Here is an 11,315-nt window from a genome sequence, read left to right as displayed (position 1 = left end):
CAGAATGAGTGGAGTAGTTAATCCAGAATAAAATTTAAGGAAAGTTATCCTGAACTGTTTGAACCCTTATTAGGGTTCATCAGTTTGTAGATAAAGTCATTTTTTTAAAGGCTGTGGTAATTAAACATTCTAACAAAGTTTTGCGTCGAGATTTAAGGCTTCTATCTAAAAGGAAGAAGGGTACCGCTCTAATTCGCCATCCATGGCTCAATAGAGCTTTCGGAACGTCCTGTTCCTCACCCCTTCTTCCTTTTATCTAATCAGCTCTTAAATCTATCTCCTCGACTTAATCGTTTCTTTGTTTAATTACCACAGCTGATGATGACTTTGTCTATAGTTTGTGTTCAGTCTGTTGAACCCATATTGGGTTCATTTTTTTTATTAATTTTATGGAATAAATAAAAATCTTTCTAATATATTTTTACTAAAAGTATTGAGGAGGTCAGTTTATGGAAATAAGAGCTCCCCAAAGTAGCAACAGAAATGATGAACTAATAGAAAGAATAGCTGCCTGGATAGCAAAAAAGGAATTACAAGTACCTGCCGTACTATATTTGGAAATTCATAAGCCTTTAGCTGGAGTTGCCAGTGCCTTTATCAGCTTTTTAGCCCCAGGTCTTGACTGGATACTAGGTGAAAAAAGAATGGAAGACTTAGCCAATCTTCTTCAAGATCGGCGTGAGGTTGAAAGACTCATTGCCCGAATTGAAGAATATAAATAAATCCTTTGAGGAGGTGAAATTTAATGTCTGACTTCTTAGTTATGAACCGTTTAATTCTCTTTATCTTTACTATCATTATGTCAGTAGCTATGATCCTAATCATTAAATCTGCAAAAGGAGGTAAGAAGCCCTTTGTAAGGAAAATCAATGGTCTTGAAGCCGTTGATGAGGCAGTAGGTAGAGCCACTGAAATGGGTAGACCAGTTCACTTCTCCCCTGGTATTTCCAGTTTAGGAGAACAAACTGCTGCTCAAACCCTAGCGGGATTATCAGTATTAGGTTATGTTTCTAGATTAACTGCCAAATATGATACACCATTGATAGTAACAATTAGGATTCCAGAAATTTTACCTATTTCTGAAGAAATCGTAAAACAAAGTTACTTGGCAGAAGGTAAACCTGATGCTTACAATCCCAATAACATTAGATTCTTGTCTGATGAGCAATTTGCTTATGCAGCTGGTTGTTTAGGTATCATGAACAGGGAAAAAGTGGCCACTAACATCATGATGGGAGCTTTCTGGGCTGAATCTCTAATCTTTGCAGAAGGTGGATTTGCCGCTGGAGCCATCCAAATTGCCGGTACAGCCAATACCCACCAATTACCATTCTTTATCGCTGCCTGTGACTATACCTTAATAGGTGAAGAGTTGTTCGCAGCAGGTGCTTATCTATCTCAAGATCCATTACAACTAGGTAGTATAGCTGTTCAAGACATCGGTAAACTAATAGCTATTATTTTAATAGTTATTGGTACTATTACCACCACTTTCGACTGGACTGTAATTACTGACTTTATCAGTAAATATTCTATGTAATCGGGAATTAATTTAAAGGGAGGTGAAGAATTTGCGTCGTGAGGTTCCTATAGTAGTTACCTTTTTAGCTGGGATATTATTCTTAATTGATTACTTTATTAAAATTCCAGTAATCTCTGGAGTAGTTGGTGAGTTTGAAACTTGGGCTGTGGTAATCGCTGCATTTGCTCTAGGATTAGGAGCTGCCAACTTAATTAGAATCCACTTACAAAAAATTATTAAAAAAGCGGACGGTTGGTATAATAGTGTTTTATTACTAGCTTGTATGTTAATAGTAGGGGTAAGCGGTATAGGTTGGGGTCAACAAAGTTCAGTTTACGAATTCTTCTTTGACAATTTATTTGTTCCTATAAATGGAACCATGTTTGCATTACTAGCCTTTTATCTTGCTTCAGCTTCTTACAGGGCCTTCAGAATCAGAACACCAGAAGCTACAGTTTTATTGATAGCAGCAACAATAGTAATGATCGGTAATACAACTTTAGGTCAAGCAATTTGGGGAGGATTTTCTAAATACTCTGGTTGGATAATGGGAGTATTTAATACCGCAGGCATGAGGGGTATTATGATCGGTGCTTCTTTAGGTGCTATTGTAACATCATTACGGATTATCTTTGGTATCGATAGGTCATACTTTGGAGGCCAATAAAATAGAGGAGGTGAAAAGAGATGAAATGGTTAGAAAAACTGCAACGAATTGATAGAAAGATTATTTATGCAGTTTTATTAGCTGCCATTATTATACCTTTACTGTTCCCATTAGGTATTGAAGTTAAAATAAGTCAAGCTACCCAAGACTTTTACGATATTATAGAAAAGTTACCTAAAGGATCAGTAATTCTAATATCCTATGACTTTGATGCAGCCTCTGCCCCTGAGCTATATCCACAGGCCCAGGCTATTACAAGGCATGCATTAAATAAAGGTCATAAAATTATTGCAGTGGCAACATGGTATGCTGGACCAACCTTTGCTGACAGAACATTTAATGCCGTTGCCAGTGACAAAGAATACGGAAAAGACTATGTAAACTTAGGATTTAAACCCGGTGGAGGGGTAATGTTAAATGCATTAGCTAGGGATATTCATCAAACATTCCCAGAGGATGTTACTAGAACTAGGGTAAGTTCAATTCCTTTAATGCAAAATGTTAAAACAATTGAAGATATTGATTTAATCATCAGCTTGTCAGCCGGTGATCCTGGTACTAGAACTTATATTGAACAAATTGGGGCACGATTTAATGTTCCTATCATGACGGGAGTTACTGCCGTATCTGCTCCTGGAATGACACCATACCTTCAATCTGGAGACTTAAAATCAATGCTAAGTGGTTTAGCAGGTGCTGCCCAATACGAAACTCTTATTAACAGACCAGGTTTAGGTTTAGGTGGTATGGATGCCCAATCAGTTGCCCACTTTACTATAATCGCCTTTATACTAATTGGTAATATCGCCTATGTAGCAACTAAGAAGAAAAAGAAATAACAAGTTAAATTAAAAGGAGGTGAATCCATGGAAACTTTAGGAATTTGGATAGCGGCTTTAGGTACTTTGGCAATACTAAGCTTTTTATATAAAGAAAATCCTGTATATCGTACAGTTGAACATATATTTGTAGGTACAGCTGCTGGTATCGGTTTGTTCTGGGGATTTGACACAATCAGAACTAATGCTTGGAACCCTGCCTTCAATCCAGCTGATGGTGATAGTAGAAAACTTATGTTAATTATTCCAATGATTTTAGGAGTACTCCTCTACACCCGCTTTATCGATAATATTAAATGGGTAAGTAGAATTCCATTAGGGTTTATTATCGGTATTGGTAGTGCTCTGGCAATCAGAGGGGTAATAGGAGCATCTTTTATGAACCAAATTATTGCAACAATGAAAACTCCTCTTTGGGGAGAGATCAGACTATTTGCTATTGACAGTTTACTATTAGTCCTTGGAGTTATCGGAACCTTGATGTATTTCTTCTTCTCAGCTGAGCAAAAAGGGGTATTAAAATACGGTTCTGTAATAGGTAAATGGACAATGATGATAGCCTTTGGAGCTGCCTTTGGTAATACAGTAATGGCAAGGATTTCACTCTTGATCGGAAGAATTTACTTCCTATTAGGTGAGTGGTTACAAATCCTATAATATAAATATTGGCCCGCTTTGGCGGGCCAGCAAATTTTCTTTTTCAGGGGGTGAATTTATGAAATCTATCCTAGCAGTGGATTGTGGAAGTACCACTACAAAGGCAATATTGATTGAATTAGAAGGTGATACTTATAGGTTAAAGGTGAGGGGAGAAGCCCCAACAACGGTGGAAAAACCCTTTGAAGATGTAACAAAGGGTGTTAGAAATGCTGTTAGGGAAGTTGAAGAACTGGCAGGAAAAGTTATAATGGATGAAATTGGGATAATCACACCTTCTCAAGGGGATAAAGGGGTAGATTTATTTTTAGCCACCAGTAGTGCCGGTGGAGGATTGCAAATGATGGTAGCTGGTGTCGTAAAAAAAATGACAGCTGAAAGTGCCCAAAGGGCTGCTTTAGGAGCAGGAGCTATTGTTATGGATACAATCGCAGTAGATGATGGCAGGCTAGTATATCAAAAAATTGAACGGATCCGTCAACTTAGGCCAGATATGGTTTTAGTAGCTGGTGGGATAGATGGAGGGACAAAATCCCATGTTGTGGAAATAGCAGAAATTTTAGCGGCTGCGGATCCTAAGCCTAGATTGGGAAGTGGTTACAATTTACCTATTATTTACTGTGGAAATAAAGATGCTAGGGAAGAAGTTAAAGGGCTACTAAATGAGAAAGTAGACTTGAGATTTGTTCCTAATATCAGACCAGTATTAGAAAAAGAAGTTTTAGGCCCTGCTAGGGAAGAGATACATAACTTATTTATGGAACATGTAATGGCCCAAGCCCCAGGCTATAAAAAATTAAAGGGATGGACCCATGCACCAATAATGCCAACACCGGGGGCGGTAGGTAAAATAATTCAAACAGTAGCAGAAGAAAATGATATCAACGTCATTGGAGTTGATATTGGGGGTGCAACTACCGACGTATTTTCCATGTTCGATAAAACCTTCAACAGAACTGTTAGTGCTAACTTAGGAATGAGCTATAGTATTTGCAACGTTTTGGTGGAAACAGGGATAGAAAATATTATGAGATGGATACCCTTTGATATTGACCCTTATGAAATAAAAAACCGAATCCGAAATAAAATGATTAGACCTACTACCATTCCCCATACTTTAGAAGATTTAATTGTGGAACAAGGGATAGCAAGGGAAGCATTAAGATTGGCCTTTGAACATCATAAAACCTTAGCAGTAGGTTTGAGGGGTGTCCAAAGACAACGAAGTATAGGGGATGCCTTCCAACAAACTACAGGGGAAGAAACCATTATTAAAATGAACGAATTAGATATGCTAATTGGTAGTGGTGGGGCCCTCTCCCATGCACCCCGGAGAGTTCAAAGTGCTTTAATGATGATGGATGCATTTGGACCTGAAGGGATAACCCGATTAGCTGTAGACAGTATTTTTATGATGCCTCAACTAGGGGTATTATCAACGGTTCATCCTAAAGCTGCCACTGAAGTTTTTGAAAGGGATTGCCTAATCCATCTTGGTACTTGTGTAGGGGCAACAGGAAATATTAAAATAGGTTCTCCAGCCTTAAAAATTAGATATAGTATCAATGGTAAGTTAGTGGAGGAAGTAGTGGAAGGTGGTAGTATAAAACTAATTCCTTGTAAAGATAAACTAGAGGTAGAAATCCATCCAGCAGCAGGTATAGATGTAGGTAATGGTAAAGGTAAGACCCTTAAAAGGGAATTAAAGGGTGGGGTATGTGGAATTTTCTTAGATTGTAGAGGAAGGCCATTAACTATTGCTTCTGATCCTAAACAAAGGGCTAAACAATTACTGACTTGGTTTAAACAGGTTAATTTATATCCCATGATAAGTGTGGGCTAAAAGAGGGGAGGTCTTAAAAATGAGTGATGCCTATACCCCAGGTTTAATGGTAACAGAAATGACAAAGGTACAAAAGGTCAGGAGACTACCTTTAAAAGGGGAAGTTTTAGTTAAAAAAGGGGAAAGGGTGACTCCTAATACAATAGTAGCGAAAACCAATGTTCCAGGTCGCCCCCATGTTATTAACGTGGCTAATCTCCTCAATATTGAACCGGAAGATTTACCAGAAACAATGGTTGTTAAAGTAGGTGATCATGTAAAGGTCAACAGTTTAATAGCTAAATATCGGGCATTGTTTGGCTTATTCAAAGGGGAATGCCGATCACCGGTAGAAGGAGTTGTAGAACATATCTCAGATGTAACAGGTCAAGTGACAATCAGAGAACCTGCTATACCTGTTGAAGTTACAGGATATATTCAAGGTACAGTAGTAGATATATTATCCGATGAAGGAGTAATCGTCGAAACTCCAGCTGCCTTTGTCCAAGGTATATTTGGAGTAGGTGGAGAGAACTACGGTCAATTAAAAATGGCTGTTAGTAAACCTACAGATATCTTAACAGATAAGATGATAGGAGAAGGGGATAAAGGTAAAATTTTAGTTGGAGGAGCTTTGGTAACAGGAGCAGCCCTTAAAAAAGCGGAAAGTTTAGGAGTAATTGGGGTTATATCAGGGGGAATATTAGATAGTGATTTACACCGATTCTTAGGTTATGAAATTGGGGTGGCTATAACTGGCCATGAAGATATAAACATTACCCTAATTATTACCGAAGGTTTTGGTAAAATACCTATGGCTGATAAAACCTTTAACCTTTTAGCAAGTTTAGAAGGTAAAATGGCTTCTATAAATGGTGCCACTCAAATTAGGGCCGGTGTACTAAGACCAGAAGTAATTGTACCGAAAGAATTTGGAGAAATGAAGGAAAGGGAAGAAGCTAAAGGTTTGACCATCGGAACAAGGGTTAGAATCATCCGCACTCCTTATTTTGGAAAACTAGGTACTGTAACGGGACTTCCCATTCAGCTTACCACTATAGATACAGAGGCAAAGGTCAGGGTATTAGAGGTTAGCTTAGATTCGGGAGGTAAAGTTACAGTACCCAGAGCAAATGTGGAGATTATAGAGGGTTAAAATAGTGGAAATTAGTCCATGTTATCCGTACCCCTGTTTTAGAAACTACTGTAAAATGGATAGTGGTATTTGGGGGAAAGTAACGGGAATTTATCCATAAAATTTCAAGTTTTTGGGGGTTAGGGTCTGCAACTACAGTGCAAACCCTACCCCTAAATTTAATTTTAACAACTTGATTATGACTAAGGGTTAAAAAAAGGCCTGGTTTAAATGTAGTTGTAGGTGGAATGTTAAATGGGATTTCATTTAAACTCTTATAAACGTTAATCCTGCTGAAGTTATTAGTCGAGGTATTATTTATAGGGATTTCGTGGATTTTTTGAAAAGAGATGGGAATATACTCAACTTTAGGGTAATTAAAAACCTTATAAAACCAGTCCCTAGTTCTTTTTAACTGTCTAAACATAATTTTCACCCTCCTTGAAGGAATTATCTTTATTCATCATATGCTAAAGTTTTAGATGATGAATTAACATTTGAAATATTTTCTTGTAAAATATATAATTTAGGTAGAATTTAAATGGATAAAGTGAGGAATGTACTATGGAATTCAAGACTAATAGCAAAGCAGAAACGATGGAACTAGGTAAAAAAATAGGAGCTTTATTAAAAAGTGGAGATATTTTAATTTTAGAAGGAGATTTAGGGGCTGGGAAAACCACCTTTACCCAAGGGATAGCACAGGGTATGGGTATAAATGATTATGTAAAAAGCCCTACCTTTACTTATGTCATGGAATACAGGGGAAAAATTCCCCTTTATCACTTTGATTTATATCGTTTAAAGGATCCGGAGGAACTTTATGATTTAGGTTTTGAAGATTTTCTTTATCAAGGGGTCTTGGTCATGGAATGGGGTTCCATGGTGGAGAAAATGTTAGCAGAAGATGGCTTTGATTACATAAAAATCTCCCTGCTAAAAACGGGAGAAAATACTAGAATAATCCATATTGAAGATACCCCCAAAGGTCAAGGTTTATATAAGGAGCTGAGTTTATAATGTTAGCATTAAGTTTAGAAACATCTACTAGAACTTGTTCTGTAGCCCTGGTTAAGGATAGAGAAGTCTTAGGAGAGGTGGTTTTAAATACCCAAGTTACCCACTCTCAAAAATTACTCCCGGCTGTGGACATGTTGTTAAAAGTTACCGATGTAACTTTAGATCAAATAGATCTAATAGGGGTGGCAGTAGGCCCCGGTTCTTTTACTGGCCTTAGAATTGGTATTGCCACTGCCCAAGGACTAGCCTACGGTAAAAAAATACCGGTAGTTGGTATATCAACCCTCGAAGCTTTAGCCTATACGACAAATATCACGAACGGCTTAGTTGTACCTATTTTAAATGCCAGGAGAAATGGGGTTTATACCGCTATTTTTAAAGGAGAAAAAAATAAATACCAGAGGTTATTAGAGGACAGTGTCCTTAAATTAGAAGAGCTCTTAGAAAAACTAGTAACCTTACCCCAGCCTTATGTTTTTACTGGAGATGGTGTACCAGTTTTCAAAGAAAAAATAGAGGAAGTACTAAAGAATCAAGCTATATTTGTCCCTGAATATAACTCTATTCCCCAAGGAAAAACTGTGGGGATATTAGCCATAGAGAAATTTAAAAGGGAAGGTGGAAACACCCCGGATAACTTAAAACCAGAATATATAAGATTATCAGAAGCAGAGCGGAACTTATTAAAGGGGTGTAACTAAATGTACTTAGTAGTTCCTATGGAAGAAAGTCATATACCGGGCATTTTAGAGATCGAGAAATTATCCTTCACTACTCCTTGGTCAAAAGAGGCCTTTTATCAAGAACTGAAAAATCATTTTGCCTTTTATTTAGTAGCATTAGATAATGGAAAAGTTGTAGGCTACATAGGAAGCTGGATAATAATAGATGAATGTCATATTACCAATGTGGCAGTACATCCCTTGTATAGAAGACAAGGAATAGGGAAAAGTTTAATAAAAATTTTAAAAGATACTGTAAAACTCAAAGGGGTTAGTGGCATAACTTTGGAAGTTAGGGTCTCAAACATTTCTGCCCAAAACCTTTATAAAAACCTTGGATTCATAGAATATGGTATTAGGAAAGGCTATTACACCGATAATAACGAAGATGCAGTAATAATGTGGTTAAAAATATAATTTGGAGGTTAGAGCTTTGGAAAAGTGTAAAATATTAGCGATAGAAACTTCCTGTGATGAAACGGCAGTTGCTATAGTTGAAGATGGTAAAAAAATACTGGCCAATAAAGTATTATCTCAAATAGATATCCATAAGGTTTTTGGTGGAGTAGTGCCAGAAGTTGCTTCAAGGCATCATTTAGAAGGCTTATTACCTTTAATAGATGAAGGATTGAAAGAGGCTGGGTGTACACTAGATGATATTACTGCAGTAGCTGTCACCAATGGCCCAGGTTTAATTGGAGCTTTATTGGTAGGGTTATCTTTAGCTAAATCTTTAGCTTATAGTATAAATAAGCCACTAATTCCCGTTAATCATTTAGCAGGGCATATTTATGCCAACTTTTTAGAAAATGAAGTTAAGTTTCCCTTGGTTGCCTTAATTGTTTCTGGCGGACATACTGACTTAATTTATATGGAAAAGCATTTAGATTTTAAGATAATGGGGCAAACCAGAGATGATGCAGCGGGAGAAGCCTTTGATAAAATAGCTAGAGCTTTAGGACTAGGTTATCCTGGAGGACCTTTAGTAGATAAATTAGCGGCTAAAGGAAATCCCTTAAGCATAAGTTTTCCTAAAGCCTATCTAGAAAAAAACAGTTTTGATTTTAGTTTTAGTGGGTTAAAATCAGCGGTATTAAACTACTTGCATAATTCTAAGCAAAGGGGAGAGACTATAAAGATTGAAGATGTATGTGCATCTTTTCAAAAATCTGTAGTTGATGTCCTTGTAGATAAAACAATAGAATGTGCTAAAGAAAAAGGGGTTAAAGAAATAATAGTAGCCGGCGGGGTATCGGCTAATAGTGGTTTAAGGAAGGCTTTTGAGGATGCTTGTTCAAAGGAAGGCTTTAATTTATCAATACCTTCCCATTCCCTATGTACCGATAATGCAGCGATGATAGGTTGTGCTGCTTATTACCTATATAAAGCTGGAAGAATTGGGGACTTAGACCTAAATGCTTATGCCTCTATGCCACTGAATAGTTATTCACAATAAATATTAACTATTTCTGTGGATAATGTGGATAAGTATAAAAGGTCTTAAACTTCCACAAATTTCAAATGTGGATAAAAATTTAACCCTATTTCCACAACAGTTGTGGATAATGTGGATAAAAACGACAAAAACCTTGTATTTTAGACAGTGGCAGTGTGGATAATCCTGTGGGTAATGTGGATAACCGAAGGTTTGTTCCCATCTAGGAAAAAATACTATTTATTTTGAAAAATATAAATTTTAGGAGGGGTAATTTATGTATAGGGTCCTGCTAGAAATAGGAAATATAACCATTTATAGTTATGGTGCAATGATTGCTTTAGGGGTATTGTTAATAATATATTTAGCAGGGAAAGTTGCAAAGGATATAGGGTTAACTTCAGATAATATTATCGACTTAGTTGTTGTGGCAGTGGTTGGAGGAGTAGTTGGTTCAAGGATTTACTATATTTTAGCCTATAACTTTGAATATTACTTACAAAATCCCTGGCAAATATTTAACATCAGAGAAGGGGGATTAGTATTTTTTGGTGGTTTAATAGGAGGGGCTTTAGCAGTAATTGGTTTAATATATTATAGAAAGTGGAGAATCTGGGAAATTGCTGACTTAGCAGGGTTATTTGTTCCTTTGGGGTATTTTTTTGGCCGCATAGGTTGTTTTTTAAATGGCTGTTGCTATGGTATTCCTACTGAAAGTTTTTTAGGAATTCCTTTTCCCTATTTAGATGGGCAGAAATATCATCCTACTATGTTATATTCAGCTATTTTGGGCTTAGGATTATTTTTCTTTGCTCTATGGTATAGGAAAAGGCGGCGATTTGCAGGGGAAAGTTTTCTTTACTATTTGATTTTTTACAGTGTAGGTAGATTTTTTATTGAGTTTTTCAGGGAAAATCCGAAAGTATTTAATTTACTAACGGTAGCCCAAGCTACAGGGATAGTGACCATAATTATATCCCTTTCCTTGTACCCTTACTTGAAAAGGAAAAATGCCTATATTCAAAAAGATGATGAGAAAGATGTAAAATCAGCTTAAAATCTAGGTTATAGCTGGATATTTTAACAATTTTCACCTATAATATTACTACCGCTAAGATTCAACAAATTTAGGCATAAAACATAAAATATAATAAGTTAGATAATAGGGGAAAGAAGGCTTTTAACAGTTAAACTATATTTATAAAATAATCTAAATATCTATAACAATTTTATAAATGAGGAAATTGTTAGGGGGTGATAAATCTAATGATTAAAACCTATAAAGTTATGATTTTACCTAACAATAAACAAAAAACTAAACTAAAGGAATGTGCAGGGGTTGCAAGATGGGCATATAATTGGGCTTTAGCTACAGAACAAGAGAATTATAATAACGGTGGTAAGTTTTTAAATGATAGAGAACTTAGAAAAAGATTAACAGAGTTAAAGAAACAAGAAAAATATGCTTGGCTTAAAGACTATTCAAACAATATAAC

Annotated in this window: 14 protein-coding genes; 13 read left to right on the top strand and 1 reads right to left on the bottom strand. The window is 36.4% G+C overall.

Annotation, left to right across the window (positions count from 1 at the left end):
* The first annotated feature begins 449 nt into the window (after positions 1-449).
* Genes BMX60_RS10200 through BMX60_RS10170 form a run of 7 tightly spaced genes read left to right on the top strand, consistent with a single transcriptional unit; the run spans position 450 to position 6,663 of the window.
* Entirely contained in the window at positions 450-722 is a 273-nt protein-coding gene (locus BMX60_RS10200; protein WP_091351364.1) for a hypothetical protein, read from the top strand.
* 23 nt (positions 723-745) lie between these two features.
* Positions 746-1,540 (top strand): DUF6754 domain-containing protein, encoded by a 795-nt coding sequence (locus tag BMX60_RS10195; RefSeq protein WP_091351363.1) that lies wholly within the window; start codon positions 746-748, stop codon positions 1,538-1,540.
* A 31-nt stretch (positions 1,541-1,571) separates the two neighbouring features.
* On the top strand, positions 1,572-2,189 hold the full coding sequence (locus BMX60_RS10190; protein ID WP_091351362.1) for a hypothetical protein: 618 nt from the start codon (positions 1,572-1,574) through the stop codon (positions 2,187-2,189).
* 20 nt (positions 2,190-2,209) lie between these two features.
* The gene (locus tag BMX60_RS10185; RefSeq protein WP_091351361.1) at positions 2,210-3,028 is read left to right on the top strand and encodes a hypothetical protein; all 819 of its coding nucleotides are present in this window, start codon (positions 2,210-2,212) and stop codon (positions 3,026-3,028) included.
* A gap of 27 nt (positions 3,029-3,055) precedes the next feature.
* Positions 3,056-3,685: a hypothetical protein gene (locus BMX60_RS10180; RefSeq protein ID WP_091351360.1), complete on the top strand. Its 630-nt coding sequence runs from the start codon at positions 3,056-3,058 to the stop codon at positions 3,683-3,685.
* A 58-nt stretch (positions 3,686-3,743) separates the two neighbouring features.
* The gene (locus BMX60_RS10175; RefSeq protein WP_091351359.1) at positions 3,744-5,528 is read left to right on the top strand and encodes a glutamate mutase L; all 1,785 of its coding nucleotides are present in this window, start codon (positions 3,744-3,746) and stop codon (positions 5,526-5,528) included.
* 19 nt (positions 5,529-5,547) lie between these two features.
* A complete protein-coding gene (locus BMX60_RS10170; RefSeq protein WP_091351358.1) occupies positions 5,548-6,663 on the top strand; it encodes a hypothetical protein in 1,116 nt (371 codons plus the stop codon).
* Here BMX60_RS10170 and BMX60_RS10165 read toward each other — a convergent pair.
* Positions 6,650-7,069: a hypothetical protein gene (locus BMX60_RS10165; RefSeq protein WP_091351357.1), complete on the bottom strand. Its 420-nt coding sequence runs from the start codon at positions 7,067-7,069 to the stop codon at positions 6,650-6,652. The genes BMX60_RS10170 and BMX60_RS10165 overlap by 14 nt on opposite strands.
* Before the next feature lie 137 nt (positions 7,070-7,206).
* On the opposite strand from BMX60_RS10165, the gene tsaE reads away from it, so the two are divergent.
* The 6 genes from tsaE to BMX60_RS10135 form a co-directional block, all read left to right on the top strand.
* A complete protein-coding gene (gene tsaE, locus BMX60_RS10160) occupies positions 7,207-7,662 on the top strand; it encodes a tRNA (adenosine(37)-N6)-threonylcarbamoyltransferase complex ATPase subunit type 1 TsaE (RefSeq protein ID WP_091351356.1) in 456 nt (151 codons plus the stop codon).
* Positions 7,662-8,363, top strand: coding sequence for a tRNA (adenosine(37)-N6)-threonylcarbamoyltransferase complex dimerization subunit type 1 TsaB (tsaB, locus tag BMX60_RS10155; protein WP_091351355.1), 702 nt, complete (start codon positions 7,662-7,664; stop codon positions 8,361-8,363). The genes tsaE and tsaB overlap by 1 nt, the downstream gene beginning before the upstream one ends.
* The gene (gene rimI / locus BMX60_RS10150) at positions 8,364-8,801 is read left to right on the top strand and encodes a ribosomal protein S18-alanine N-acetyltransferase (protein ID WP_091351354.1); all 438 of its coding nucleotides are present in this window, start codon (positions 8,364-8,366) and stop codon (positions 8,799-8,801) included.
* A 16-nt stretch (positions 8,802-8,817) separates the two neighbouring features.
* A complete protein-coding gene (gene tsaD / locus BMX60_RS10145) occupies positions 8,818-9,840 on the top strand; it encodes a tRNA (adenosine(37)-N6)-threonylcarbamoyltransferase complex transferase subunit TsaD (protein ID WP_091351353.1) in 1,023 nt (340 codons plus the stop codon).
* Between the two features lie 256 nt (positions 9,841-10,096).
* Entirely contained in the window at positions 10,097-10,876 is a 780-nt protein-coding gene (gene lgt / locus BMX60_RS10140; protein WP_091351352.1) for a prolipoprotein diacylglyceryl transferase, read from the top strand.
* A gap of 209 nt (positions 10,877-11,085) precedes the next feature.
* Positions 11,086-11,315: helix-turn-helix domain-containing protein (locus BMX60_RS10135; protein ID WP_177159780.1), on the top strand; the 230-nt coding region annotated here is incomplete at its 3' end.

The sequence above is a fragment of the Anaerobranca gottschalkii DSM 13577 genome (assembly GCF_900111575.1).
GTDB lineage: Bacteria > Bacillota > Proteinivoracia > Proteinivoracales > Proteinivoracaceae > Anaerobranca > Anaerobranca gottschalkii.
The sequence above is the reverse complement of the archived record's forward strand: the minus strand, read 5'-3'. Positions and strand labels throughout refer to the sequence as shown.